The 25215-nt window shown below is 73.2% G+C and carries 28 protein-coding genes; 9 read left to right on the forward strand and 19 right to left on the reverse strand.

Annotated features, from left to right (window positions below; genetic code table 11):
- Positions 1–33 precede the first annotated feature (33 nt).
- The 7 genes from ACFZB3_RS20115 to ACFZB3_RS20145 all read right to left on the reverse strand — a co-directional run bounded on the left by ACFZB3_RS20115 (position 34) and on the right by ACFZB3_RS20145 (position 6706).
- Positions 34–699, reverse strand: a complete 666-nt coding sequence (locus ACFZB3_RS20115; protein WP_391376997.1) for a lysoplasmalogenase family protein — start codon at positions 697–699, stop codon at positions 34–36.
- On the reverse strand, positions 696–1562 hold the full coding sequence (locus tag ACFZB3_RS20120; protein WP_391376998.1) for a sterol desaturase family protein: 867 nt from the start codon (positions 1560–1562) through the stop codon (positions 696–698). The genes ACFZB3_RS20115 and ACFZB3_RS20120 overlap by 4 nt, the downstream gene beginning before the upstream one ends.
- Before the next feature lie 100 nt (positions 1563–1662).
- Complete coding sequence (locus tag ACFZB3_RS20125; RefSeq protein ID WP_391376999.1) at positions 1663–2376, reverse strand: VIT1/CCC1 transporter family protein; 714 nt, start codon at positions 2374–2376, stop codon at positions 1663–1665.
- A 45-nt stretch (positions 2377–2421) separates the two neighbouring features.
- On the reverse strand, positions 2422–3651 hold the full coding sequence (locus ACFZB3_RS20130) for an amidohydrolase family protein (RefSeq protein ID WP_391377000.1): 1230 nt from the start codon (positions 3649–3651) through the stop codon (positions 2422–2424).
- Positions 3648–4934: an amidohydrolase family protein gene (locus ACFZB3_RS20135; protein ID WP_391377001.1), complete on the reverse strand. Its 1287-nt coding sequence runs from the start codon at positions 4932–4934 to the stop codon at positions 3648–3650. Before ACFZB3_RS20135 ends, ACFZB3_RS20130 begins: the two co-directional genes overlap by 4 nt.
- An 84-nt stretch (positions 4935–5018) precedes the next feature.
- Positions 5019–5903 (reverse strand): SDR family NAD(P)-dependent oxidoreductase, encoded by an 885-nt coding sequence (locus ACFZB3_RS20140; protein ID WP_391377002.1) that lies wholly within the window; start codon positions 5901–5903, stop codon positions 5019–5021.
- Positions 5903–6706, reverse strand: a complete 804-nt coding sequence (locus ACFZB3_RS20145) for an acetoacetate decarboxylase family protein (protein WP_391377003.1) — start codon at positions 6704–6706, stop codon at positions 5903–5905. The genes ACFZB3_RS20140 and ACFZB3_RS20145 overlap by 1 nt, the downstream gene beginning before the upstream one ends.
- 260 nt (positions 6707–6966) lie before the next feature.
- On the opposite strand from ACFZB3_RS20145, the gene ACFZB3_RS20150 reads away from it, so the two are divergent.
- The 6 genes from ACFZB3_RS20150 (at position 6967) to ACFZB3_RS20175 (ending at position 12553) form a co-directional block, all read left to right on the forward strand.
- Entirely contained in the window at positions 6967–7956 is a 990-nt protein-coding gene (locus ACFZB3_RS20150; protein WP_391377810.1) for a DEDDh family exonuclease, read from the forward strand.
- Positions 7957–8093: 137 nt separating this feature from the next.
- Entirely contained in the window at positions 8094–8327 is a 234-nt protein-coding gene (locus ACFZB3_RS20155; RefSeq protein ID WP_089101588.1) for a hypothetical protein, read from the forward strand.
- Between the two features lie 49 nt (positions 8328–8376).
- A complete protein-coding gene (locus ACFZB3_RS20160) occupies positions 8377–9171 on the forward strand; it encodes an SURF1 family cytochrome oxidase biogenesis protein (RefSeq protein WP_391377004.1) in 795 nt (264 codons plus the stop codon).
- A 91-nt stretch (positions 9172–9262) separates the two neighbouring features.
- The gene (locus ACFZB3_RS20165) at positions 9263–11047 is read left to right on the forward strand and encodes a glycoside hydrolase family 15 protein (RefSeq protein WP_391377005.1); all 1785 of its coding nucleotides are present in this window, start codon (positions 9263–9265) and stop codon (positions 11045–11047) included.
- A 5-nt stretch (positions 11048–11052) separates the two neighbouring features.
- On the forward strand, positions 11053–11808 hold the full coding sequence (locus ACFZB3_RS20170; protein ID WP_391377006.1) for an SDR family oxidoreductase: 756 nt from the start codon (positions 11053–11055) through the stop codon (positions 11806–11808).
- A 91-nt stretch (positions 11809–11899) separates the two neighbouring features.
- Complete coding sequence (locus tag ACFZB3_RS20175) at positions 11900–12553, forward strand: FAD-dependent monooxygenase (RefSeq protein WP_391377007.1); 654 nt, start codon at positions 11900–11902, stop codon at positions 12551–12553.
- A 57-nt stretch (positions 12554–12610) separates the two neighbouring features.
- On the opposite strand, the gene amaP is transcribed toward ACFZB3_RS20175, so the two are convergent.
- From amaP to ACFZB3_RS20200, 5 genes are read right to left on the reverse strand one after another with little or no spacing between them, the layout of a single operon-like run.
- Positions 12611–13189, reverse strand: a complete 579-nt coding sequence (gene amaP / locus ACFZB3_RS20180; RefSeq protein ID WP_391377008.1) for an alkaline shock response membrane anchor protein AmaP — start codon at positions 13187–13189, stop codon at positions 12611–12613.
- Between the two features lie 4 nt (positions 13190–13193).
- Positions 13194–13805, reverse strand: a complete 612-nt coding sequence (locus ACFZB3_RS20185) for a DUF6286 domain-containing protein (protein ID WP_391377009.1) — start codon at positions 13803–13805, stop codon at positions 13194–13196.
- Positions 13805–14164, reverse strand: coding sequence for an Asp23/Gls24 family envelope stress response protein (locus ACFZB3_RS20190; RefSeq protein ID WP_391377010.1), 360 nt, complete (start codon positions 14162–14164; stop codon positions 13805–13807). Before ACFZB3_RS20190 ends, ACFZB3_RS20185 begins: the two co-directional genes overlap by 1 nt.
- Positions 14161–14355, reverse strand: a complete 195-nt coding sequence (locus ACFZB3_RS20195; protein ID WP_053654947.1) for a hypothetical protein — start codon at positions 14353–14355, stop codon at positions 14161–14163. Before ACFZB3_RS20195 ends, ACFZB3_RS20190 begins: the two co-directional genes overlap by 4 nt.
- A 58-nt stretch (positions 14356–14413) precedes the next feature.
- The gene (locus ACFZB3_RS20200) at positions 14414–14884 is read right to left on the reverse strand and encodes an Asp23/Gls24 family envelope stress response protein (RefSeq protein WP_391377011.1); all 471 of its coding nucleotides are present in this window, start codon (positions 14882–14884) and stop codon (positions 14414–14416) included.
- A gap of 87 nt (positions 14885–14971) precedes the next feature.
- Here ACFZB3_RS20200 and ACFZB3_RS20205 point away from each other — a divergent pair, with 87 nt between their 5' ends.
- Positions 14972–15664: a nucleopolyhedrovirus P10 family protein gene (locus ACFZB3_RS20205; RefSeq protein ID WP_391377012.1), complete on the forward strand. Its 693-nt coding sequence runs from the start codon at positions 14972–14974 to the stop codon at positions 15662–15664.
- A gap of 111 nt (positions 15665–15775) precedes the next feature.
- On the opposite strand, the gene ACFZB3_RS20210 is transcribed toward ACFZB3_RS20205, so the two are convergent.
- The 4 genes from ACFZB3_RS20210 to ACFZB3_RS20225 form a co-directional block, all read right to left on the reverse strand.
- Positions 15776–16579, reverse strand: coding sequence for an enoyl-CoA hydratase-related protein (locus tag ACFZB3_RS20210; protein ID WP_391377013.1), 804 nt, complete (start codon positions 16577–16579; stop codon positions 15776–15778).
- A 128-nt stretch (positions 16580–16707) separates the two neighbouring features.
- A complete protein-coding gene (locus tag ACFZB3_RS20215) occupies positions 16708–16926 on the reverse strand; it encodes a helix-turn-helix domain-containing protein (protein ID WP_046727957.1) in 219 nt (72 codons plus the stop codon).
- A gap of 361 nt (positions 16927–17287) precedes the next feature.
- A complete protein-coding gene (locus ACFZB3_RS20220; protein ID WP_391377014.1) occupies positions 17288–18886 on the reverse strand; it encodes an ATP-binding cassette domain-containing protein in 1599 nt (532 codons plus the stop codon).
- Positions 18887–18978: 92 nt separating this feature from the next.
- Positions 18979–19788, reverse strand: a complete 810-nt coding sequence (locus tag ACFZB3_RS20225) for a hypothetical protein (protein ID WP_391377015.1) — start codon at positions 19786–19788, stop codon at positions 18979–18981.
- 207 nt (positions 19789–19995) lie between these two features.
- Here ACFZB3_RS20225 and ACFZB3_RS20230 point away from each other — a divergent pair, with 207 nt between their 5' ends.
- Both ACFZB3_RS20230 and ACFZB3_RS20235 read left to right on the forward strand, forming a co-directional pair.
- Positions 19996–20886 (forward strand): neutral zinc metallopeptidase, encoded by an 891-nt coding sequence (locus tag ACFZB3_RS20230; RefSeq protein ID WP_391377016.1) that lies wholly within the window; start codon positions 19996–19998, stop codon positions 20884–20886.
- Between the two features lie 117 nt (positions 20887–21003).
- Positions 21004–21417: a VOC family protein gene (locus ACFZB3_RS20235; protein ID WP_294013794.1), complete on the forward strand. Its 414-nt coding sequence runs from the start codon at positions 21004–21006 to the stop codon at positions 21415–21417.
- 62 nt (positions 21418–21479) lie between these two features.
- Here the strand turns inward: ACFZB3_RS20235 and ACFZB3_RS20240 are convergent, their stop codons facing one another.
- From ACFZB3_RS20240 to ACFZB3_RS20250, 3 genes are all read right to left on the reverse strand, one after another.
- The gene (locus tag ACFZB3_RS20240; protein WP_391377017.1) at positions 21480–22868 is read right to left on the reverse strand and encodes a hypothetical protein; all 1389 of its coding nucleotides are present in this window, start codon (positions 22866–22868) and stop codon (positions 21480–21482) included.
- Positions 22869–23264: 396 nt separating this feature from the next.
- The gene (locus tag ACFZB3_RS20245; RefSeq protein WP_391377018.1) at positions 23265–24392 is read right to left on the reverse strand and encodes an alpha/beta fold hydrolase; all 1128 of its coding nucleotides are present in this window, start codon (positions 24390–24392) and stop codon (positions 23265–23267) included.
- 66 nt (positions 24393–24458) lie between these two features.
- Positions 24459–25193, reverse strand: a complete 735-nt coding sequence (locus ACFZB3_RS20250) for a class II aldolase/adducin family protein (protein WP_391377019.1) — start codon at positions 25191–25193, stop codon at positions 24459–24461.
- Positions 25194–25215 lie beyond the last annotated feature (22 nt).

Below are 25215 nucleotides of genomic sequence, written 5' to 3' on the forward strand. Positions count from 1 at the left end.
GAGGGTCCTTCTCGTGCGGTGGCGTGGGTGCGCTCAGGGGGTGGTCGAGCGCACTTCACGGTACGCCGTGGCCGGTGCGGGGCGCGCGTCGAGGGTGCCGCGGACCAGCAGGAACTGTGCCGCCGCGTAGGTGAGCATGATCCAGAGGTCGGGCCGCGGCAGCTGCGGCCAGTCGGCGACGCCGGTCGCGATCAGCGTGTCGGAGAGCATGAAGAGCGCGCCGCCGAGCCCGGCGAGAGGGCCGAGCCGGGTGGCGGCGGTGTACGCCATGGCGGTGAGCAGGGTGCTGTAGCCGGCCACGGGGACGCGCAGGCCGGCGGGCAGGTCGGGCCAGAGCAGGGCGACCAGGGCGACGAGGGCGGTGGCGTAGGCGAGGGCGAGGAGGCGCGCACGCGCGTGTGGCGGGCCCTGGCGGCGGAAGAGGACGAGGTAGCAGACGTGCCCGGCGGCGAAGGAGGCCATGCCCGCCATGAAGGCGGGGTCGGCGTCGGAGAGCAGCAGGACGTCGCCGCCCCAGCCGCACAGCAGCGCGGCGACGAGGAGCCGCGGGGCCCCCGCGCGGGCCGCCGACGCGGCCAGCAGGGGCATCAGGAGCACCTTGGCGACGACATGACCGGTGCGGAAGCCGACGGCCAGGAAGGCGAGGTCGAGGAGGACGGCGAGGGCGAAGGCGGCGAGCAGCTCCCGGGACGCCCTCACGCGGCCACGGACTCCTCGGTCTGCGCCACGGCGGGCGCCGGCGCCCAGCCAGGTCCCCGGAACACCCGCCCGGCCCGCTCCCGCCAGCTGCGCGCGGCCCTGATGTCCTTGGCGATGGCGACGTACTCGTGGGTGGCCACCTTGACGGGGTTGAACGTGTCGATGTTCTTGGTCAACCCGTACACGGGCCGGTCGGTCTCCGGCACCCAGGACCCGAACAGCCGGTCCCAGACGATCAGGATCCCGCCGAAGTTGCGGTCCAGGTAGCCGCCCTGGGAGGCGTGGTGCACGCGGTGGTGGGACGGCGTGTTGAACACGAACTCGAACCACCGGGGCATCTTGTCGATGCGTTCGGTGTGGATCCAGAACTGGTAGACGAGGTTGGCCGAGGAGCAGAAGGCGAGCGCGGCGGGGTGCACCCCCACGGCCACCAGCGGGACGTAGAACGGCCAGACCGTCAGCGAGGTCCAGGGCTGGCGCAGCGCGGTGGAGAGGTTGAACTTCTTGCTGGAGTGGTGCACGACGTGGCAGGCCCACAGGATGCGGATGACGTGGTGGCCGCGGTGGGACCAGTAGTAGAAGAAGTCCTGCGCGAGCAGCATCAGCGGGACCGTCCACCACAGGACGGGGACGCGCAGCGGGGTCAGTTCGTACACCGCCGTGTAGATCATGACGATCGGGATCTTCCACACGAAGTCGAAGACGAGCGATCCCAGTCCCATGCCGATGCTCGTGGCCGCGTCCTTGGCCTCGTACCCGGCCTCGTCGTCGTCGGGATGGATGCGGTAGCTGATCACCTCGATCACGGTGAGCAGCACGAAGGCGGGTATCGACCACGTCACGACATCGGGCAGGTTCGGCATGTGGGCACCGTAGAACCGCCGGTCGGCCGCGGCTAGACGTTGTTACCCACAAGTATTGCCGGGGGTATGCGCTTGCTTGTTGGCGATCTCCGCCAACGCGCTAGATCCCGACCGCCCCCAGCAGACTCCCCGCCGCGTACGTGACCCCCATGGCCAGCGCGCCGCCCAGGACGTTCCGCAGCACCGCCGGACCCGCCGCGGCCGCGCCCAGGCGGGCGCTGGCCCAGCCGGTCAGGACCAGCGCCGCCAGCACCGACCCCACCGTCACCGGGAGCCGCCAGTCGGAAGGCGGCAGCACGATCGCGAGCAGCGGGAGCAGCGCCCCCACCGTGAACGCCAGGAAGCTGGCGAGGGCCGCGTTCCAGGGGTTGGTCAGCTCGTCGGGGTCGATGCCCAGCTCGACGCTCGCGTGGGCCTTCAGGGCGTCGCGTTCCGTCAGCTGGACCGCCGCCTCACGGGCCACCTCCCGGGACAGGCCGCGGCGCTCCAGCAGCTCGGTCAGCTCCTCCAGTTCGGCCTCGGGCTGCTCCTTCAGCTCCCGCTTCTCCTGCGCGAGTGCGGCGAGTTCGGAGTCGCGCTGGGTGGAGACCGAGACGTACTCCCCCGCCGCCATCGACATGGATCCGGCGAGCAGGCCCGCCAGGCCCGCCGTCAGCAGGGCGTTGCGGTCGGCCGTGGCGCCCGCGACGCCGACGACGATGCCCGCCGTCGACACGATGCCGTCGTTCGCGCCCAGTACGGCCGCCCGCAGCCAGTTCAGCCGGGAGCCGAGGGCTCCCCCGTGGGCCTCGTTGTCGTGCGTGGGTTCGGTCACAGCAGGGAGGATCGCACCCCTGGGCCCACGGGCGCCGTACCGACGTCACCAGACCCGTACCGAGGCGCCCCGCGCGAACACCGGGCTCGTCGCGTCCGCCGGCGGGTCCGGCAGCGGCTCGGCGATCTCCGCCACCGTCGGTCCCACCTTCGCCGCGATCGGGTCCAGGAGGTCCAGGTCGAAGCCGTACACACGGGCCGCGTTGCCGCCGAGCATCGCCGCGAGCTCGTCGCGCGGGACACCTGCGAAGGCGAAGCGCAGGCCCTCCCTGGTGTAGGGGTACGTCCCCTCGTCGTGCGGGTAGTCGCTGCCCCACATGATCCTGTCCACGCCGATGCGGTCGCGCAGCGGCACCTCGTGCGGGCGCATGAAGCTGGCGCCGACGAAGCAGTTCTCGTGCCAGACCGAGGACGGCGGTTCGCCCATCGCCTCCGCCAGGCCGACTCCGAACTTCGACTCTGCGGTCGTCGCCTTCGTGGCCGCCGCCAGCATGCGGCCGTGGTAGTAGTCCAGCATGGCCAGCACCCCGGGGATCCAGCCGGAGCCCTGTTCGGTCAGGACCAGTCTGAGGTCCGGGTGGCGGCGGAAGGCGCCGCCGAAGACCAGGTGCCACAGCGCGCGGTGCGAGAACCAGGTCGTCTCGACCATGAAGACCGCGCGGGCGGCCGGTTCGTCGCCGAGCGGCGGGGACGCGGAGCCCGCGTGGTGGTTGACGGGGACGCCGAGTTCCGTGCAGACGGCCCAGATCGGGTCGTACACGCGCGCGTGCAGTTCGGGGAGGCCCGAGCCGGGCGGGGTGCCCGGGAGCATCAGGCCGCCTTTCAGGCCCGCCTCCGCCGCCCGGCGGATCTCCTTCACCGCTTCCTCGACGTCGTTGAGGAGGATCTGGAAGACGCCCGCCCGGCGCCCCGGTGCGGCGGCGCAGAAGTCGGCCAGCCAGCGGTTGTGGGCGCGCAGGCCCGCCCAGCGGAGCTCGGACTCCGCCGCCGTCGGCGCGGGGGCCATCAGCGAGCCGGACGGGAAGAACGGCGGGATGGTGTTCGGGAAGATCACCTCCGCGACGATCCCGTCCTCCTCCAGCTCCGCGAGCCGCCGCGCGGAGTTCCAGTTCCGGTCCGCCGAGTCGGCGAGCAGGTCCTCGTACGGGTTGACGTACGTCGCCGCCCACCCGTCGAAGTCGTCGTGGTACCGCTTCTCCAGGTAGGGGCGGTAGTCGAGGAGGTCCGCCCCCGCGTGGCAGTCGGCCGAGATCACCGTGTAGCGGTCCTCGCTCACGACGTCACCCCCAGAGCCGGGAAGTCGTTGCCGGTCAGCCAGTGGCGGCCCACCGCGCGCGAACGGGCCCAGGAGGCCTCCACGGCCGCCTGGTCGGCCGGCTGGCCGAGGTCGGACGGGGTCGGGCCGATGCGCCCGGCGAGCGGGGTCAGGCGGTCCACGTCGAAGCCGAAGGCCTCGGCGGCCGCGAGGCCCAGCATCCGGCGGGTCTCGGTCACCGGGATGTCGTGGAAGGTGCTGCGCAGCCACGCGCGCGTGTCGGGCCAGGTGCCCTCGGGGTGCGGGAAGTCGCTGCCCCAGAGGATGTTGTCGACGCCGATCTCGTAGCGCTGGGCGAGTTCCCGGCGCTTGGTGTTGGTGGCGCAGACGAACACCTGCCGGTCCAGGTACTCGTGCGGCGGGCGGGTCAGCTCCTCGAACGGGGAGAGTTTCTTGCCGCCGTGCGCGCCGAGGTAGAGGCGGTCCATGAACCACAGCAGGTTCGGCAGCCACCAGCAGCCCGACTCGGCGACACCGAAGCGCAGTCCGGGGTGGCGTTCGAAGACGCCGGACCAGAGCAGGAACCACAGCGGGCGGGCCGGCCACCACGTCACCTCGCTGACGTAGATGCCGAGATGGTCGCCGTACTCGTGGCGCGGGGCCGCGCCGGAGTGGGTGAGGACCGGCATCCCGCACTCGGCGGCGGCCGCCCAGACGGGGTCGTAACGGCGGTCGTGGTAGGGCTCCTTGTCGACCCACATGGACGGGATCATCAGGGCGCCGAGGCCGGACTCCTTCGCGCGGTGCACCTCGGCGACGACCCGGTCCGCCGGGGCCGTGACCGGCAGCAGGGCCACCCCGCAGTGCCGTTCGGGGTGCTCGGACACGAAGTCGGCCAGCCAGCGGTTGTGGGCCTGCGCGCCCGCCATGCCCAGCTCCGGGTCCTGGTCCCCGGACAGACCGAGGCCGACCCCGAACGGCGCCGCGGTCCGGCTGTCCACCGCGTCGGCGTCCGGGAAGACCACCTCGGCGGCCACCCCGTCGCCGTCCAGCTCCTTCAGGCGCTGCGCGCTGTCCCAGCCGCCGCGCAGGCCCTCCTCGTTGTCCTGGAACCACTTGGCCGCGAACGCCTCGTTGCGGATGCCGAGCCGGGTCATCTCCTCCCGGCGGCGCTCCCGCCCGGCGAGGAACCCGTCGAAGTCCCGGTGGAACCGGGCGTCCAGATAGGGCCGGTACTCCTCGGTGGGCAGCCCGGCGTGGCAGTCGGAGGAGATGATCAGGTATGGGTCGTCGTACGCGGTCACCACTGCCCCCTGTTCGGTTCCGTGCAGTCCGTGCAGTCCGTTCGGTCCGTTCGGCCCGCTTGTCGGTTTATCCGTTTGGTCCGTTCAGTCCAGGATGAAGCTTTCGAGGTACGACGGGTTCGTCCGGTCCAGCATCGAGCGGGCCCGCGCCCTGATCTGGGCGTCGCTGTGCTCGCCGGGCGGCAGCAGCCAGAAGCGGTCCGCGCGGATGCCCGCCACGACGAACTCGGCGACCTCCTCGACGGGCGTGAAGGCGACCTCCTTGCCGGCCGCACGCATCGCCGCCTCCCACTGGCCGAGACTGCGGTACGGAGTCCGGCGCGGCCGCTCCTTGGCATAGCGGTCGGGGCGGTTGCGGTGCGACTCCCACAGGCCCGTGCGCAGCATGTGCGGCCCGGGGAAGAGCACCGAGGCGCCCACGCGCGCGTGCTCCGCCCTGAGATGGGCGTACAGGGACTCGGTCATCGTGACGACGGCCGCCTTGGTGACCGCGTACACGGAGGCCGTGGGCAGCGGTGCGATACCGCCGTCACCGGAGGACGTATTGACCACATGACCGGGTTGACCCGACTTGATCATCCTGGGCAGGAAAGCCTGGACGCCGTGGAACACACCCCACACGTTGACCTCGAACGCCCACTTCCAGTCGTTCGGTTCGTGCTCCCACATCCGGCCCTCGGCGCCGGAGCCGACCCCGGCGTTGTTGCAGAGGACGTGCACCGCGCCGTAGGTGTCGTAGGCCGACTCGGCCAGTTCCAGGACCTGTTCGCGGACGCCGACGTCGACCACGCGCGCGTGCACGTCGGCGCCCTCCGCGCGCAGCCCGTCAGCGGCCTTCTCCAGAGCGGCCGGCTCCACGTCGGCGAGGACCACCTTCAGCCCCTCGGCGGCGAACCGCCGGGCCATCGCGAGCCCGATGCCGCTCGCCGCGCCGGTGACGACGGCGACCTGTCCTTCGCGCAGCTCCATCAGACCCCGCTCCCCTCGCTGCCCTCCGGGGGCGCGTCGTGGACCTGGCGCGGGTCGTCGTAGCGCTGGTGGACGTAGGGCAGCAGGGTCTGGGCGTCGACCCGTTCGGCGACCCGGCCGCGCTGGCCGCTGGTCTTCTCGCCGAGGGTGAGGTCCAGCAGGCGCAGCACCGGCAGGTCGGCGACCGGGTCGTACGCCGACTCACGGAGGACCACCTCTCCGGTGACCCGCTCCAGCCGGCGGACCCTCTCCTCGCGGACGCAGTGCACCAGCAGCGGGTCGCCGTCGAAGCCCGAACCGTCCACCGCCGGGAGGAACTTGAAGTAGAAGTCAATCTTCGGGGCTGGCTCGGGCAGCGGCAGCGGGCCGTCGACCGTGCCGCGCACCTCGACGAAGGCGATCCCGTGCCGGGCGAGGACCGCATGGACGGCGGAACCCTCGCGCTCGACGGTGACCTCGCCGAGTTTCTTGGGCTCGCCGAAGACCTCGCGGCCGCCGGTCAGGGCGCGCTCGTGGGTCATCGGCATGACCAGCGGGTACCAGCCCTCGACCGCGCCGTGTGCGGCGGCGACCGCGAACGAGCCCGCGCCGAGCGGGTATCCGGGCAGTTCGACCTTGCTGATGCTGACGCGGGCCAGGGGCCGGCCGGTGGGTTTGAGCGGTGGCGGCAGGACGGCCGCGACCGCGTCCGGGTCGGTCTCCCAGACGGCCACCACCCCGGTGGACCAGACGTCGGGGAGCTTCGTGGTGCGCGCGGCCGCGATCTCCGCCTCGGTCCGAGCGCCGTACCGTACGCGTGCCATCCGCCGTACCGCCCTTCCGTCGGCCGTCCGTGCTCCGGGCGGGGTGCACGCTTGCACCGGGCGGTGAAAAGGTCCATAGCCGCGCGAAGGGCGATCGGGACGAAATCCGCGGCCGCGCGAAGGGCGGTCGGGACGGGCGGTCGGGACGGGCCCGGCGCCGGGAGACCGGGCGGACGGGGAATCAGGACATGCGAACGGGCGGCTGCGGCGGGCGACCTGACGGACCGGGCTGTCGGTGCGGGCCCGTATCCTCAATGACCATGCTCGAAGACCGTACGACCGCAGTGTCCCCCGGCACCCCGTGGCCGGCCGCTTACCCCAAGGGGTATGCCGTCGTCGACGTGGAGACCACCGGACTGGCCCGGGACGACCGGATAATCAGCGCGGCCGTCTACCGGCTGGACGAGCGCGGCGAGGTCGAGGACCACTGGTACACGCTGGTCAACCCCGAGCGCGATCCGGGGCCCGTGTGGATCCACGGTCTGACGAGCGAGGTGCTCGAAGGCGCGCCGCTCTTCACCGACATCGCCGAGGAGTTCTCGGCCCGACTGGACGGCCGGGTGCTGGTCGCGCACAACGCGGTCTTCGACTGGCAGATGATCGCGCGGGAGTACGCGCGCGCGAAGGCCGAGGCCCCGGTGCGGCAGCGGCTGTGCACCATCGCGCTCGCCAAGGAGCTGGCCCTGCCGCTGCCCAACCACAAACTGGAGACCCTGGCCGCGCACTTCGGCGTCGTGCAGCGGCGGGCGCACCACGCGCTGGACGACGCGCGCGTGCTCGCGGAGGCGTTCCGGCCCAGTCTGCGGGCCGCGGCGGCGGGCAACGTACGGCTGCCGCTGCTGGAGTGCCGTCCCCTGACCGAGTGGTCGGACGCGCCCCGGATCGGGCCGCAGGCGAGCGGCGGGTACGGCGGCTACCGGCCGACCAGCTGGCGGCCGTCCCGCAAGCGGCCGGCGTGCCCCTACCCGAACCCGGGACGGTACGAGGACGGCAGGCCGCTGCAGCAGGGCATGCGGGTGGCGTTCTCCGGGGACACCTCGATCGAGCGGGAGCTGCTGGAGGACCGGGCCGTCGAGGCCGGTCTGCACGTCTCGACGAGCATCTCGCGGCTCACCAGTCTGCTCGTCACCAACGACCCCGACTCGGGCACGTCGAAGGTCCTCAAGGCCCGCCAGTTCGGGACGCCGGTGGTCGACGAGGCGGCCTTCGGGCAGCTGCTGCGGGACGTGGCGCCGGCCGCGGAGAAGTGACCGCGGGTGCGCGCCGGGCACCGTCCGCGGGCGGCGGCCGCGCATCCGTCCGCGCGGGCCGTACGGACGGGTGATTGCCGTACGACTCGCCCGGCGCCCGCTCGCCCGCGCGCGGGCGAGCGCCCACCCTGTGGCGCATGGCGAAATGTGAAGTTTGCGGCAATGACTACGGAATGACCTTCGAGGTGCACGCGCAGGGCGCGGTCCATGTCTTCGACTGCTTCTCCTGCGCGATCCACCGCATGGCCCCGCTCTGCGAGCACTGCAAGGTCTCGATCATCGGCCAGGGCGTCGAGGCGGACAACCAGTGGTTCTGCGGCGCCCACTGCGCCCGCGAGGCGGGGAAGGCGGGCATCGTCGACCGCGTCTGACCCGGTACCCGCCCGAACGCGCCCCACGACCGAGTTGTACGGTCGTGGGGTGTACCGCTTCCTGTTGACTCGGCAGTGGGTGATCCTCACCCTCATCTCGCTGCTTCTGATCCCGACGATGATCCGGCTCGGGTTCTGGCAGAAGCACCGGTACGAGGAACGCAGCGCCCGCAACCAGCTGGTCGCCGACGCCCTCGGTGCCAAGCCGGTACCGGTCGAGCAGGTGACCGTGCCGGGGCATGCCGTGACCCGCAAGGAGCGGTACCACACGGTCACCGCGACCGGCACCTTCGACACCGCCGACGAGGTCGTCGTCCGCCGTCGTACCAACTCCGACGACGAGGTCGGCTACCACGTCCTCACCCCCTTCGTGCTGACCGACGGCAAGGTGCTGCTGGTCAACCGGGGCTGGATCCCGTCGGACGGACCGAGCCAGACCGCCTTCCCCAAGATCCCGGCGCCACCGGCCGGCAAGGTCACCGTCCAGGGCCGGCTGATGCCCGACGAGACCACCGCGGCGAGCGGCATCAAGGACCTCAAGGGCCTGCCCGCCCGCCAGATCATGCTGATCAACAGCGAGGAGCAGGCGCGCCGGCTCGGCAAGCAGGTGCTCGGCGGCTACATCCAGCAGACGGCGCCCGAGCCCAAGGGCGACACCCCGGAGCAGATCTCCGACCCAGGCAAGGAAGACGCCCCGCTGAACTACGCGTACATGATCCAGTGGTGGCTGTTCGCCGCGGGTGTCCCCTACGGCTTCTTCGTGCTGGCCCGCCGCGAGGCACGCACGCGTGCGGAGGCGGCGGAGCGGGAGCCGGCCGCGGAAGCGGAACCGGCCGCCGTCTGAGACCGCCGGGCCGGCCGGTCGCGCGGATGCCCCGTCACTCCCCCGGCCCACGCTCTGGTTGGTCCTCCGGCCTGCCGGGAAACCGGCTCCCGTGGACCGACGCATCGAGGACTACGCGCTCATCGGCGACGAGCAGACCGCGGCCCTGGTCGGCCGGGACGGCTCCATCGACTGGCTGTGCCTGCCCCGTTTCGACTCGGCCGCCTGCTTCGCCAGGCTCCTGGGCGACGAGGACCACGGCCACTGGCGGATCGCCCCCGCGGGCGCCACGACCTGCACCCGGCGCGGCTACCGGCCCGACACCCTGGTCCTGGACACCGAGTGGGAGACCGCCGAGGGCACGGTCCGCGTCACCGACCTGATGCCCCAGCGCGACCGCGCGCCGGACGTCGTGCGCATCGTCGAGGGCGTCAGCGGCCGGGTCACCGTGCACAGCACGCTCCGGCTCCGCTTCGACTACGGCTCCGTGATTCCGTGGATGCGCCGCTCCGGCGGCCACCGGGTCGCGGTCGCCGGTCCGGACGCGGTGTGGCTGCGCAGCGATCCGTCGGTACGGACCTGGGGCGAGGACTTCGGCACGCACTCGGAGTTCACCGTCGCCGAGGGCGAGCGGGTCGCGTTCGTGCTCACCTGGCACCCCTCGCACGAGCCGCGCCCGCCGCTCGTTGACCCGTACGAGGCGCTGCGCGCCAGCGTCACCGACTGGCGGCGCTGGACCGCCCGCTGCACCTACTCGGGCCCCCACCGGGACACGGTCGTGCGCTCCCTGATCACCCTCAAGGCGCTCAGCTACGCGCCGACCGGCGGCATCGTCGCCGCTGCCACCAGCTCGCTCCCCGAGGAGCTGGGCGGGGTGCGCAACTGGGACTACCGCTTCTGCTGGCTGCGCGACTCCACCCTCACCCTCGGGGCCCTGCTCGCCGCCGGCTACCACAAGGAGGCCGAGCGCTGGCGCGACTGGCTGGTCCGGGCGGTCGCCGGCGACCCGGCGGACCTGCAGATCATGTACGGCCTCGCGGGCGAGCGCCGGCTGCCCGAGTTCGAACTGCCCTGGCTGCCCGGCTTCGCCGACTCCCGGCCGGTGCGCGTCGGTAACGGCGCCGTCGACCAGCTCCAGCTGGACGTGTACGGCGAGGTGATGGACTCGCTGTCGCTGGCCCGCACCGCCGGGCTGCCCACCAAGCCGCACATGTGGGCCATCCAGTGCGCGCTGATGAAGTTCCTGGAGAAGGCCTGGCGGCAGCCGGACGAGGGCCTGTGGGAGGTCCGCGGCGGCCGCCGGCACTTCGTGCACTCCAAGGTGCTGGTGTGGGTGGCCGCGGACCGCGCGGTGCGGACCCTGGAGGACCACGCGGAGCTCAAGGGCGAGCTGATGAGCTGGCGCGCGTTGCGCGACGAGGTGCACCGGGAGGTGTGCGAGAAGGGGTTCGACACGCAGCGCAACACCTTCACGCAGTACTACGGCTCGCGCGAACTCGACGCCTCCCTGCTGCTGATCCCGCGCGTCGGCTTCCTGCCGCCGGACGACCCCCGGGTGATCGGCACAGTGGACGCGATCCGCGACGACCTGGGCCAGAACGGGTTCCTGCGCCGCTACGACACCGACGCGATCGGCGTCGACGGGATGCCGGGCGGCGAGGGCGCCTTCCTGGCCTGTTCGTTCTGGCTCGCCGACGCGCTGCACATGACGGGCCGCACCGACGAGGCGAAGAAGCTGTTCGAACGGCTGGTGGGGCTCGTCAACGACGTGGGACTGCTGTCCGAGGAGTACGACCCGGAGACCGGCCGTCAGCTGGGCAACTTCCCGCAGGCGTTCAGTCACATCGGTCTGGTGAACACCGCCCTCACGCTCTTCGGCGGCGAGCAGGCAGGATAGGGACCATGGATCTTGGACTGAAGGACCGGGTGTACGTCGTCACCGGAGCCACCCGCGGGCTGGGCCACGCGGCCGCACGCGAGCTGGTCGCCGACGGGGCGAAGGCCGTGGTGACCGGCCGGGACGAGAAGCGGGCCGCCGACGTGGCGGCCGAACTGGGGCCGAACGCCGTGGGCGTGGCCGTCGACAACGCGGACCCGGCGGCGCCGGAGCGGCTCATCGCGACCGCGCGTGAGCGGTTCGGAGGGTTCGACGGGATCCTCGTGAGCGTGGGCGGGCCCGCGGCCGGGTTCGTCGCCGACAACACGGACGAGCAGTGGCAGAGCGCCTTCGAGTCGGTGTTCCTGGGGGCCGTACGGCTCGCCCGCGCGGCCGCGGCGGAGCTGGGGGACGGCGGGGTCATCGGGTTCGTGCTGTCCGCGTCGGTGTACGAGCCGATTCCCGGGCTGACGATCTCCAACGGGCTGCGGCCGGGACTGGCCGGGTTCGCCAAGTCGCTCGCGGACGAACTGGGGCCGCGCGGGATCCGGGTGGTGGGGTTGCTGCCGTCCCGGATCGACACGGACCGGGTGCGGGAACTGGACACGATGTCCGCCGACCCGGCGGCGACGCGCGCCGAGCACGAGTCGCGGATTCCGCTGCGGCGGTACGGGGCGCCGGAGGAGTTCGGGCGGGTGGCGGCGTTCCTGATGTCGCCGGCGGCCTCCTACCTGACGGGGATCATGGTGCCGGTGGACGGGGGCATGAGGCACGGGTTCTGACCCGGCCGGCGAGCCCTCGTACGGCTGACCGTCCCGGCGCCGGGCGACGCCACACCCCGCGGGTCAACCGGGTGCGGGCCGCAGGCTGTTCATGAGCAGGCCGAGGGCGGACCCGAAGCGGTCGTGTCCGGTGCCGGAGATCAGCTCGGCGGCATGGCGCCGGGTCTGCGGGAACTTCTCGGGAGGCAGCGCGGACTCGAAGACCGCGGGCGACGGCGTCAGCCTGCTGCTCGGCGCGATGCGCTTCCGTACCCCGCCGCACCGGGCCGCCGGGCAACTGGCCCCCGAAGTCACGCTGCCCGAGATCGGCGACTCCGTGCGCTGGGCCGTGATCCTGCCGCCGAACGGCTCGCCGGCGGACCTGACCGCGCAGGACGCCGTGCTGTCCAGGACGGAAGGCCGGCACCCGGTGCTGCGCGCGCTGATCGAGCAGGCCGACCCGGACAACAGCACGCTGCTGTCCATCCGGGTGGTCAGGCCCGGTGAGCGCTGGGCGTCCGGCCCGGTCACGCTGCTCGGCGACGCGATCCACGCCGCCTCCCCGACCGGCGGCAACGGCGCGAACACCGCCCTGCGCGACGCCGACCTGCTGCGCCGCCGCCTGGTCGAGGCCGGCGAAGGCCGCCAGGACCTGCTCGGCGCGGTCGCCGACTACGAGCGGCAGATGTTCGAGTACGGCGCCGAGGCCGTGCGCAGCAGCCTCGACAAGCTGCCCGCCTTCGCTCCCGGGGCGAAGCTGTCCTGAGACCGGAGCCCGCCCGGTGCGGTCGGCCGGACCGCGCTCGGCCCGACGGCGACGATGTCAGGTGACCCGCTCCGCACGGTGCCTGACCGACGTCAGTCGGACCTCCGCGGGGAGCTTTTCCAGGGCCGCCGACTCTCTGGCATGTGTCAGGGCCTGAGCCGTCAGGGTGTCCAGAGCCGCACCCGGGGACACGTCCGGCTCCAGTTGGAGCCACACCCGTACCTCAGGGTGGGTACGCGTGCCCTTCAGCACCGCCTGGGCATGGGAGACGCCTTCCTGGTGGGCCGCGTCCGTGGCCAGGACCGTCTCCAGGGCCCTGCCGCGCAGCAGCGCGCTCTCGCCGTCTCCGGTGTCCACCAGGACCTCGGTCAGGCGGCGTCGGCGCAGTTGCGCGGTCAGCCACCACAGGGAGAGCAGGAACAGCACGGCCAGTGCGGCCAGGACCGTCGGCCACCACCAGCCCGCGGCGCGCCAATGGGTCCGCTCGGCCGGGGTGAGCAGGACGTCGTGGCGGCCGTCGTGGATCCACCAGGACGGGGGCGGGGCGCCGAGGCCGACGGCCAGGACCGCGCCGCCGAGAGCGAGGAGCAGGAGGCCCGCGAGGGCGATCAGGACGCGGTTGACGGTGCCGAGCACGGCGTCACCCCTTCCGGCCGGGGCGGATCACCTGCAGGGTCAGTGCGGGTGGGCGGGCCAGCCCCATGGCGCGGATCGCGTCGGTCAGGGCCGCCTCCAGGTCGCCGCGCACCTCGTCGAGTTCGCGGAAGTGGGAGACGGCGAGGACGTGGGCGCGGGACCGGCGCAGCCGAACGCGCACCCGGCGCACGCCGGAGATCTCCATGGCCCGGTCGCGCAGCAGCAGGGCGGCCGCGTCACGGCGCAGCCCGGCGCGGACGTCGGGGTGGGTGCGGCGCATGGGCAGCAGGTCCCGCAGCCCGGGCGTGACCGCCAGGGTGAGCAGCCACAGGCCGAGGGCGGCGGCGATGCCCGCGCCGACCAGGACCCAGGTGTCGTCGAGGGGCTGCCGGGCGAGTTGGCGGGCCAGTTCACGGCGCCAGTGCATGGCGGGGTGGTGGGCCCGTACGGCGGCGATGTCGTACAGGAAGGCGCCAGCGGTCACCAGGACGAGCGCCGCGACCAGGGTGGCGGGGACGCGGCGCGGGGACCAGAAGCGGGGCTCGTGGCCGGCCGGGGGTGCGGCGGCCGGTGCCGGTGGCTTTTCGATGACGACCGGTGTCCGGTCCGTGCTCATCACGCCCTCCCCTGGGTCCGGTCCGGGTGCAGCCGTTCGACGTGGACGGCGACCTCCCGGACGTCCATGTCCACCAACGCGCCTACCCGCTCCACCACATGCCGACGCACGGCCGCGCACCGGGCGCCGATGTCGGACGGGTAGTCCAGTTCGAGGTGGACCCGGACACGGGCCGTGCCGTGGTGCGTGACCACGGTGGCGTGCGGGGGCACGGCTTCCCCGGGGAGGGCGCCGAGCGCCTCGCGGGCCGCCTGGGCGGCGATCTTCGCCACCACCCGGTCGGCGACCCGGAGGGCACCGCGCTCGCCGGGCGCCACGGCCGCCGGGGCGAGGCGCGTCTCACCGCTCGCGGAGGTCATCGCCGGCGGTCGCGCCGGTCGTCGCGGGTACGGAAGAAGTCACCGAGTTCGAGGTCCCCCTCCGCGAACCGGCCGACGACGAAGCCGATGGCCCCGAGCGCCGCCACCAGCAGAAAGGCGCCGAAGCCGCCGAAGTACCCGGCGAAGCCCAGCGCCATGCCGGCGATCATGCCGACCACGGCCATGCTCATGGTGCGCTCCCCTCAGCGGTCCCGGTCAGCGGTCCCGGTCGACGGTCCCGGTCGGCGGTCACTGGAGCCGGGACTCCGGCTCCTCTTCCTCTTCCTCTTCCTCCGGAAGCTTCACATCACTCACCGCGATGTTGACCTCGACCACTTCCAGTCCGGTCATGCGCTCCACGGCGGCGATCACGTTCTCCCGGACCGCGCGGGCCACGTCGGCGATCGACACGCCGTAGTCCACGACGATCTCCAGGTCGAGCGCGGTCTGCACCTCGCCGACCTCGGCCTTCACGCCCCGGCTCACGGACTTGGAGCCGCCGGGCACCCGGTCGCGCACGACGCCGAAGGTGCGGGCGAGGCCGCTGCCCATCGCGTGCACACCGACCACGTCCCGGGCGGCCAGTCCGGCGATCTTCTCCACGACTCCGTCGGCGATCGTCGTCCGTCCGCGGGTCGCCGGGTCGCCGCCGCCGCGCCTGACGGTCTTCCGGGTCTGTACCGTCGGGTCCTTCTCGGGCTCCGCCGCCATCTCGGTCATCGCCGTGCGTCCCTTCCCGTCGTCGTCCTGCGACCACGGTACGTGCGGATGTCCTGTCGTGCCCCGGAGATGCGGCAGGCTGGAGCAATGACGGCGGACCGACGGACAGAGACGGTACGGCACCTTCTGGGCTTGGGCAGGCTCCTTCCGCTGGGCGGGCCGCAGGACGGGGCGTGGCTCACCGAGGCGGCGGCGGACGCGGTGCTGCGGCGGGCGGCGGCCGGAGTGGCGGGGGTGCGGCTGGGTACGGTGCGGATCGCCCTGGCGGATCCGGCGGACGCGGCGGAGGCCGTCGTCCCGGCGCCGCCCGGGGCGGTGCCGCCGGGGCCGCTGCGGCTGTCGGCGGAGCTCGCGGCGACGGCGGCCGAGCCCCTGCCGGCGACGGCGGCCCGGCTGCGGCGGGCACTTGCGGCGGCCGTGGAACGGCTCGGGCTGACGGTGACCGAGGTGGACCTGCGGGTGACCGAGCTGCTGGAGGAGGAGCCTGCGGCGGAGGCCGTGAAGGCGCCCGGTCCGCCGTCGGTCCGGGAGGGGACGGATCCCGACGGGGCCCGGGTGACGGCGGCGGCGCTTGCGGTGCCGGGAGTGGCCCGGGTGACCGGAGCCCTGAGCCGGGAGATCCACTTCGACGCCGCGCTGCCGCGCCGGCACGTGCGGGTAGAGGTCGCGCTCAGCGACGGCCCGCGGGCCGTGGAAGTGGCCCGACGGGTCCGTGCGGCGGTCGGCGAAGTGTTGGGCGATGAGCCGACGGTGGCTGTGCTGGTGACGGGCGTCGCCTGAAACGCGCCCCGTCAGAGGCGAGGCAGTAGTGGTGGCGGACGTCAGCTGCAGCGCCCCGTAAGGGGCGCGGGGAACTGCGCGACCAGCCCCCACCGGCCCGCACTCGAACCGCTACTCCCCGAGCCCCGCAAGGTCCCGCAGCCGCCGGGCCTGCGCCTGCCGCTCCGCGGCCCGCTGCTCGTCGTAGGTACGGCCACTCGCACCCCGCAGCAACGCCTTGGTCTCCACCACGGCGTCCCGCGGCGCGGCCAGCAGCGCGCCCGCCAGGTCCTGAACCGCCGCGTCGAGTTCGCCCACCGGTACGGCAACGCTGGCCAGCCCGGAAGCCACCGCCTCCGCGGCCTGGACGTAGCGCCCGGTCGCGCAGATCTCCAGCGCGCGGGCGTAGCCCACGAGGGAGACGAGCGGGTGCGTGCCGGTCAGGTCGGGCACCAGCCCGAGGCTCGTCTCGCGCATCGCGAACTGCACGTCGTCCGCGACGACCCGCAGGTCACAGGCGAGGGCCAGCTGGAAGCCGGCCCCGATGGCGTGCCCCTGCACGGCGGCGATCGACACGATGTCGCTCCGCCGCCACCAGGTGAACGCCTCCTGGAACCCGGCGATGGACGCGTCGAGTTCGGCGTCGTCCCGGCGCGCGAGCTCGATGAAGGTCGGCTCGCCCGGGATCCCCTCCGGCGTGAACATCTGCCGGTCGAGGCCCGCGGAGAAGGACTGCCCCTCACCGCGCAGCACGACGACCCGGACCGACCCCGGCAGCGACCGCCCGGCCTCGGCCAACGCCCGCCACAGTGCGGGGCTCTGGGCGTTGCGCTTGGCCGGGTTGGTCAGCGTCACCGTGGCGAGCGCGTCGTCGACGGTGAGCCGTACGCCGTCCTTGTCGAGAACAGGAGCGAGGTCCTGGTCGGGCGAAGCCATGGGGCGCCTCCGATGTGTGCGGTCATCACGCATTGCCGTACGGCATGCTAAGTGACTGCACAGTAACCACCCGGCCGATCACTCGACCGACCGGGTGGCCACCATCGAAGCCGATGGGCCGCCCGGGGTCAGGACGCGGCTTTCTTGCCCCGCGTCGCCCCGCCACGCCCACGCAGCGTGACACCCGACTCGCTGAGCATCCGGTGGACGAAGCCATACGAGCGGCCGGTTTCCTCGGCCAGTGCCCGAATGCTCGCACCGGAGTCGTACTTCTTCTTCAGGTCTGCCGCGAGCTTGTCGCGCGCGGCGCCGGTAACCCGGCTGCCCTTCTTCAGAGTCTCGGCCACCCGTGCCTCCTCATGGGAAGTGCGCTCTGGTCCCCTCATGATCACCCCTCCGGGGCGTGATGGCCACCCATTCGGCAAGGTCCGTGAGACATCGTTGTGACGACAGGAGCGCATCCCCACATACGGAATCTGTGATTCCGTCGCGGGTCGTCCATGAGGCCGAACGGGTTCTTCTGTGAAGTGCCAGGTCAGGCACGCAAAGCGGCCGATCCCTTGTCGACAAAGGGATCGGCCGCATATTCGATGTAGGACACACCTCGATACGAGGAGATCTCACACAGATGATGGATCACCGATAGGCCGAATGATCCATAGCCAGTGGATCAGGCATTCGATCAAACGACGGCGACGCGACCTGCGGTCAGGCGAGGGCGACCAGGTCGGCGTAGTCGGCGCCCCACAGGTCCTCGACGCCGTCGGGCAGCAGGATGATCCGCTCCGGCTGGAGCGCCTCGACGGCGCCCTCGTCGTGGGTGACGAGGACGACCGCGCCCTTGTAGGTGCGCAGGGCGCCGAGGATCTCCTCGCGGCTGGCGGGGTCGAGGTTGTTGGTCGGCTCGTCCAGGAGCAGGACGTTCGCGGAGGAGACGACCAGGGTGGCGAGGGCGAGGCGGGTCTTCTCGCCGCCGGAGAGAACCCCGGCCGGCTTGTCGACGTCGTCGCCGGAGAACAGGAACGAGCCCAGCACCTTGCGGACCTCGACGAGGTCCATGTCGGGCGCCGACGAGCGCATGTTCTCCAGGACCGTGCGCTCCGGGTCCAGGGTCTCGTGCTCCTGGGCGTAGTAGCCGAGCTTGAGGCCGTGGCCCTCGACGACCTCGCCGGTGTCGGGCTGCTCGACGCCGCCGAGGAGGCGCAGCAGGGTGGTCTTGCCCGCGCCGTTGAGGCCGAGGATGACGACCCTCGACCCCTTGTCGATAGCCAGGTCGACGTCGGTGAAGATCTCCAGCGAGCCGTACGACTTCGACAGGCCCTCGGCGGTCAGCGGGGTCTTGCCGCAGGGCGCCGGCTCCGGGAAGCGCAGCTTGGCGACCTTGTCGGAGACGCGGACGGCGTCCAGGCCGGCCAGCAGCTTGTCGGCGCGCCGGGCCATGTTCTGCGCGGCGACCGTCTTGGTGGCCTTGGCGCGCATCTTGTCGGCCTGCGAGTGCAGCGCGGCGGCCTTCTTCTCGGCGTTGGCGCGCTCCCGCTTGCGGCGCTTCTCGTCGGCCTCGCGCTGCTGCTGGTAGAGCTTCCAGCCCATGTTGTAGACGTCGATCTGGGAGCGGTTGGCGTCCAGGTAGAAGACCTTGTTGACGACCGTCTCGACCAGGTCGACGTCGTGGGAGATCACGATGAAGCCGCCGCGGTAGGTCTTCAGGTAGTCGCGCAGCCAGACGATCGAGTCCGCGTCGAGGTGGTTGGTCGGCTCGTCGAGCAGGAGGGTGTCCGCGTCGGAGAACAGGATGCGGGCCAGCTCGATACGGCGGCGCTGACCGCCGGAGAGCGTGTGCAGGGGCTGGCCGAGCACCCGGTCGGGCAGGTTGAGCGCGGCGGCGATGGTGGCGGCCTCGGCCTCGGCGGCGTACCCGCCCTTGGTGAGGAACTCGGTCTCCTGGCGCTCGTACTGCTTGAGCGCCTTCTCGCGGGTGGCGCCCTGGCCGTTGGCGATGCGCTGCTCGTTCTCGCGCATCTTGCGGATCAGCACGTCGAGGCCGCGCGCGGAGAGGACACGGTCGCGGGCGAGGACGTCGAGGTCGCCGGTGCGGGGGTCCTGCGGGAGGTAGCCGACCTCGCCGGAGCGGGTGACGGTGCCCGCGGCGGGGATGCCGTCACCGGCCAGGACCTTGGTGAGGGTGGTCTTGCCGGCGCCGTTGCGGCCGACCAGACCGATGCGGTCGCCCTTGGCGACGCGGAACGTGGCGTTCTCGATGAGGATGCGGGCACCGGCGCGCAGCTCGATACCGGAGGCGGAGATCACGGACAGACTCCAGAGCGTACGGATAGTGACGGGTGGGCGGCTGAGGACGTTCCCGCCGTCTAATGCGCGAGGAGAATGGCCATGGGCCAAGTCTAACGGGGCGGCGCAAGCGCTTTTTCGGTGCGCGGGTGTTCGGGACGGCCCGCGCGGGGCCGTTCGTTGCCCAGCGGGGTGCGGTGCGGGGCGATTCCGCCCAGGTCGTCCACGGCGACGAGCTGCGCGGTCCAGGCGCCGTCCGCGCACGGCTGGGCGACGAGCAGGGCGTGGCCGTGACGTACGGCACGTTCGGGGCGGAACGCGCAGCCCGCGCGGGCGGGCAGCACCCAGCGCAGGTCGCCGTCGGCGGTGCGGTACGCGGTGATGCGGGACGGGGTGACGACGGCGAGGATGCCGCGGCCCAGGGGGCGCAGGACGCCGGCACCGCCCCGGGCCCGCAGCCAGCCGGTCGCCGCGGGCAGGGCACGGTGCCAGCGCACGGAGCGGCCGTCGGTGTCGGTGACGAGCCCGTCGTCCCAGACGGTGATCGCCTGCCCGCGCGTGGGCAGCACGCTGAGCGGACGGCGGCCCACGCGCGCGTAGCGCCAGCGCAGGGTCCGCCCGTCGTACGCCTCGACGGCGCCGCCACGCGCGCGTGCGGTGGGCGCGGGCGGGCCGGAGGTGAGGTGGTCGCCGTAGGGGGCGGGGCGGATCTCGTGGGCGACGGCGAGGAGACCGGCCGCGAGGAGCAGGGCGAGGGCGAGGACGCGCTTGACGGGCCTGCGGGCGGGGGGCGCGCCCGGGAGGGCACCCGGAGGCCGGTGCGGGAGGGTGGCCGGAGACCGCTCCCGGCAGGCTGTCGCGGACTGCTCCAGGAGTGCCTCGGCGTCGGGTGGCCCGGTTCTCCTGCGCTGCAGAACGGCCACCCCTTCCCCCTTCGGCGCCCGGCCGGGCGCCCTGTGCCACGCGTCAGGCGCAGAGCGTAGCCACGCCCGCGACGGGCGGACGGGCGTGACGCGGGGGCGGGGCGGGACGTCGCCCGTTCGGGCGTCGGTGCGGTGATCGGCGCGAAGTGGCGGCGCGGATGGCGCAAGGTGGTGGTGGGGGACGGTGCGAGCAGAAGGCGGTGCCCCATGCAGTTCGACGACGACGCGAACCTGGACACCTCCGAGGTGCGGGACGTGCGGGGCAGCCGGATCCCGGGCGGGAGGAAGACCGTCGGCGGCGGTCTGGTCGGCCTGATCGCGCTGCTTCTGGCCGTGTTCCTCGGTGTCGGCCCGGACCAGCTGGGGCTCTCCTCCGGGGACAGCTCGCCCGCACCCGCCTCCTCCTCGCTGGCGCAGGTGCAGCAGAGCTGCCGTACCGGAAAGGACGCGAACACCAAGGAGGACTGCCGGATCGTGGCGGTGGTCAACAGCGTGCAGGACTACTGGACGCAGGAGTTCCGGCGCCGCCACGGCACCTACACGGCCGCCCCCACGGTCTTCTTCACCGGGCGGGTCGGCACCGCGTGCGGGACGGCGACCTCGGCGGTGGGGCCGTTCTACTGCCCCGGCGACCGGAGGGTCTATCTGGACCTCGGCTTCTTCGACGAGCTGCGGTCCAAGTTCGGCGCGAGCGGCGGGCCGTTCGCCCAGGCGTACGTCGTGGCGCACGAGTACGGGCACCATGTGCAGGACCTGATGGGCACGTTGAGCAGGTCGCAGTCCAACATGACCGGGGTGAACAGCAATTCGGTGCGGGTGGAGCTGCAGGCCGACTGCTACGCCGGGGTGTGGGCGCACCACGCCACGACCACGAAGGACGAGTCGACCGGCCGGCCGCTGATCACCAGCCTGACGGCCGCGGACATCCAGGACGGGCTGGACGCGGCGGCGGCCGTGGGCGACGACCGGATCCAGGAGCGGTTCCAGGGACGGGTGACGCCGGAGACGTGGACGCACGGGTCGGCCGAGCAGCGGCAGCAGTGGTTCTACCAGGGGTACCGGACCGGCGACATGGCGCGCTGCAACACCTTCCGATGAGCGGCTGACCTGCAACGACGGTACGGTCCGGGGGCGTTGTCAGTGCCGGGTGCGAGACTGGGGACCAGGCCGGAACGACGGCTTTCGGGGGGACCGGCACACGAGGGAGTGATCGGGATGGCGGGCACGAGTGGCGGGCGGCCGAGCATCTATCCGTCGCTGCTGTACACGGACGCGAAGGCGGCGATCAAGCAGCTGACGGAGGCTTTCGGCTTCACCGAGCTGTCGGTGTACGAGGGCGAGGACGGCATGGTGCTCCACGCCGAGCTGGTGCAGGGCAACGGCGCGGTCATGCTCGGCTCCAGGGGCCGCGGCGGCCGGTTCGACGCGGCGATGGAGGGCGGCGGCCCGACCGGGGTGTACATCGTCGTGGACGACGTCGACGCACACCACCAGCGCGCCGTCGACCACGGCGCCGAGATCCTGATGCCCCCGACCGACCAGGACTACGGTTCGCGGGACTACATGGCCCGGGACGTCGAGGGCAACATCTGGAGCTTCGGCACGTACGCCCCGGAGATAGCCGGCTGAGCCCACGACGGCGCCGCGGCCGACGGACGGCAGAGCGGGTCGGGGCGCTGCCGGCGGAGCGTTCAGCCGCCGGTGTGCACCTGGAAGGCGGCCCGGCGGACGGCCTTGGCCAGCGCCGGGTCGGGGTGGGCGGCGGCGAGCGCGACCAGGACCTGCACGGTACGGGGGTGGCCGACGGCGCGCACCTCGTCGAGCAGCGCGGGGACGGTGGGCTGCAGCGCCGACTCCAGGTGGCGGACGAGCAGCGGGGCCTCGCCGTGGTCGGCGACCGCGGCGGCCGTGTCCACCCAGAGCCAGGTGGCCTCTTCCCGGGTGAGCACCTCGTGGGCGTCCTCGGGGTCGACCCCGTCGTGCTCGGCCAGCCACAGCAGGGCGTAGGGCCGCAGGGTCGGCTCGTCGACGACCGCGCGGACGTCCGGTTCGGCGGGGGCGCCGACGACGCGCAGCGCCTCGAAGGCGAGGCCGCGCAGCAGGGCGTCCTCGCCGCGGGCGGCGTCGACGAGTTCGGTGACGGCACCGCCGACGGGGCGGGCGGCGAGCCAGGCGCGGTACTCGGCGCGGGCCGCGTTGGGGCGCAGCTGGGCGCAGCCGCGCAGCATCTCCTCGGCGGCGACCTCGATGTTGCCGGCAGGGCTCTGCGCGGCGACGCAGATCTGCTCCAGCTTGACCCAGACCGCCCAGCTGCCCAGCGGGGTGAGGGTGGCCTGGCCGTCGCCGTAGGTCAGCGCGCCCACGGAGGCGAGGGCGTGCAGGGACCAGTCGAGGAGGGGGGCGAGCTCGGCCTCGTCGGCGGGGGCCGGGTCCTCCGCCTGGGCGTGCTCCGCCGGGTCGGCGTCGGCGGAGCGCACGGCGGCGAGGGGCCTGGCGGTCCCGGTGCCGTTCTCGGTGTCGTAGGGGACCTCGCAGCGTTCGGTGCGCAGTTCGGTGACCCGCTGTCCCAGCAGGTCCAGGAGCTGCTCGACCGGGACGGGACCGGCGGACAGCTGGAGGAAGGAGAGCACCTGGGGCATGGCCGAGACGACCTCGGCGACGGCGGCGGGCTCGAACTCGGCGGGCTCCGGGTGGGCCAGCGACCAGGCGTCGAAGAGGGCGACCCAGCCGCGCAGCACGGCGCTGTCGTCGCGGTCCCAGGCGCGCAGGCGCCAGCCGGGGCGTGCGCTGTCGCCGTGCACCTCGACCAGGCCGGCGAGGCGGGCGGTGTCCCAGTCGGCGCGGACCTGAGCGGCGGTCAGGCCCAGGTCGTCGGAAGCGCGTTCGGCGGACGCGTCGGAGAGGGTGGCCTTGCCGTCGGCGGTCGCGCCGTCGCTGCCGGGCCCGAGGGCGGTGTCCGCCCAGTGGGCGACGCGGGCCGCGCCGGCCAGCCCGGAGCGAGCCATTCTGGCCAGCTCGGCGGGGGCCGGGGTGCCCTCGGGCGGGCGGGGTGCGGGGCGGCGCGCGGGCCGCTGGTTCATCGCTCGGGGGGCGGCGGCCAGGGGTCGCGTTCGGACGAGTCGAAGCCTTGAGTCGCGCGGGATACGGGACGTCACGGGTGCAGTCTTCCGGTTGACGGTCCGAAAACCCAAACGGAATGTCACGGCGGGCGACGGGGCTGGCCAACGCACGGGGTGCGAGAGGAGGCGAAGAGACATGTTCAGGCCAGTGGTACGGCGTTAAACGGAACCTCCGGAACCGGCCGGAACCGGGGTTTCCGGCTTGGGACGGAGGGCGGCCGGGGACGGGGAGGGGAAGGACCGGCGGGTGCGGGAAGAATCACACCGGCCCATGGGAGGTGTCGGCCGGGGGTGCCGATCCGGGGTGCCGTCGGATGCCGGGGCGTGCCCGTCCGGGGGCGCACGCGCCGGAGCGCATCACATCAGGGGCGTGAGGAACCGGCGCAGTCGCTCGTCGTACTCCTCCGGGCCGGCGTTCCACATCGCGCCGTGCGGGGCGTCCGGGACGGTGTGCAGGGCCACCAGGTCGGGGCGGCGCTCGGCGAGCCGGCGGGAAAACACCCAGGGGGCCACGGTGTCGTCCGGGCCGTGCACGATCAGGGTGGGCACGGTGGGCTGTCCCGGGTCGGCGGGGTCGGCGGCGTGGTCGGCGTGCAGCCCGGCGCGGCCCTGGGCGGCGCGTACCGCGAGCGGCAGCAGGTGCTCGGGGATGTGCCGGGCCTGGGCGAGGGCGCGCAGGGTGGCCTCCCAGCTGAGCACCGGGGAGTCCAGGACGAGGCCGGAGATCCGCTCGCGCAGTGCCGAGTGGGCGGCGGCGCGCAGCGCCATGGTGGCGCCGGTGGACCAGCCGTGCAGGACGACGCGGCGGGCGCCGTAGCGGACGGCGTAGCGGATCGCCGCGTCCAGGTCGCGCCACTCGCTCTCGCCGAGGTGGTTCAGGCCGTCCGGGGGGCGCGGGGCGCCGAGGTCGCCGCGGTAGGCGAGGGCGAGGACCGGCAGGCGACGGGCGTGCAGGAACGCCATGACGTTCATGGGGTGCTCGCGGGTGGTGCCGAGGCCGTGCACCGCGATCACCCAGGTGTCGCGGTGGCCGGGCACGAACCAGGCGGGCAGCGGGCCGAGTTCGCCGGGCAGGTCGATGTCGGCGTACTCCAGGCCGAGGGCGGTGCCCGGGTTGCCGATGTGGACGTTGGCGGTGAGCCAGGCCCTGTCGCCGGTCTCGAAGGTGCCGTGGGTCACCCGCTCCAGCCGCCGTACGACGGTGTCGGGGGTGTTCGCGGCGGACTCCAGGACGGCGCCGACGACCGCGTGCGAACCGTCGCCGGCCAGCCCGTAGGTGCCGGGGCGCAGTGAGGCGAGGTCGCGGGTGAGGGTGATGCGGCCGGCCGCGGTGCCGTGCACGGTGAGCCGGGGTTCGGTGGGCAGTGGCCGGCCGGGCGGTGCCTTCAGCGCGGCGTCACTGGCGAACCGCCCCGCGGCCACGCCGGCCGCACCGGCGGCGAGTACGGCACCGACGGCAGCGGCCGTGACTTTGACTGGGCGCACCTGTCCAGTGTCGGGGCGGAGCGGGGCGGCGGCCAGTGGAGGCGGGGGCGGCGGGCCGGCCCCGGTTCACTTCTCCTGCTGCCCGTAGCCGCGGAGCCGCTCGCCCGCCTCCGCCAGCTGTTCCGGGGAGAGCAGGCTCGGGGTCAGGCCGGGCACCGCGGACGCCGTCAGCCACAGGCGGCACATCCACTCCAGCTGGGCGGTGCGGTCGTAGGCCTGGGTCAGGGTGGCGCCGTAGGTGATCGTGCCGTGGTTCTGGAGGAGGCAGCCGGAGCGGTCGGCCAGGGCGCGGAGCATGTTCTCGGCCAACTCGTCGGTGCCGTACGCCGCATACGGGGCAACCCGGACCGCGCCGCCGAGGGCGGCGGACATGTAGTGGATCGCCGGCAGCTCGGGGACGAGCGTGGAGACGGCCGTCGCGTGGACGGCGTGGGTGTGGACGACGGCCCCGGCGCCGGTGCTGCCGTAGACCGCGAGGTGCATCGGCAGTTCGCTGGTCGGGACCAGGGTGCCGAGGACCTGGCGGCCGGCGAGGTCCACGCCCGTCACGTCGTCCGGACCGAGCCGGTCGTACGGGACGCCCGAGGGCGTGACCAGCACGGTGTCGCCGACGCGGACCGAGACGTTGCCGGAGGTGCCGACGACCAGTCCGTCGGCGACGGTGCGGCGGGCGGTGGCGACGAGTTCGCGCCAGGCATCCGCCTCCTCCGCGCGTACATCCCGCCTTCGCGGCTCCGACACACCTTGTGCGCCGGCCCGTCCATCCCGTCCGTCACGCTCGTCCCGCCGCTGCTCAGCCATGGCCCGATCCTGTCAGGCGGGG

The sequence above is a fragment of the Streptomyces sp. NPDC008092 genome, from assembly GCF_042957285.1.
In the GTDB taxonomy this organism is placed as follows: Bacteria; Actinomycetota; Actinomycetes; order Streptomycetales; family Streptomycetaceae; genus Streptomyces.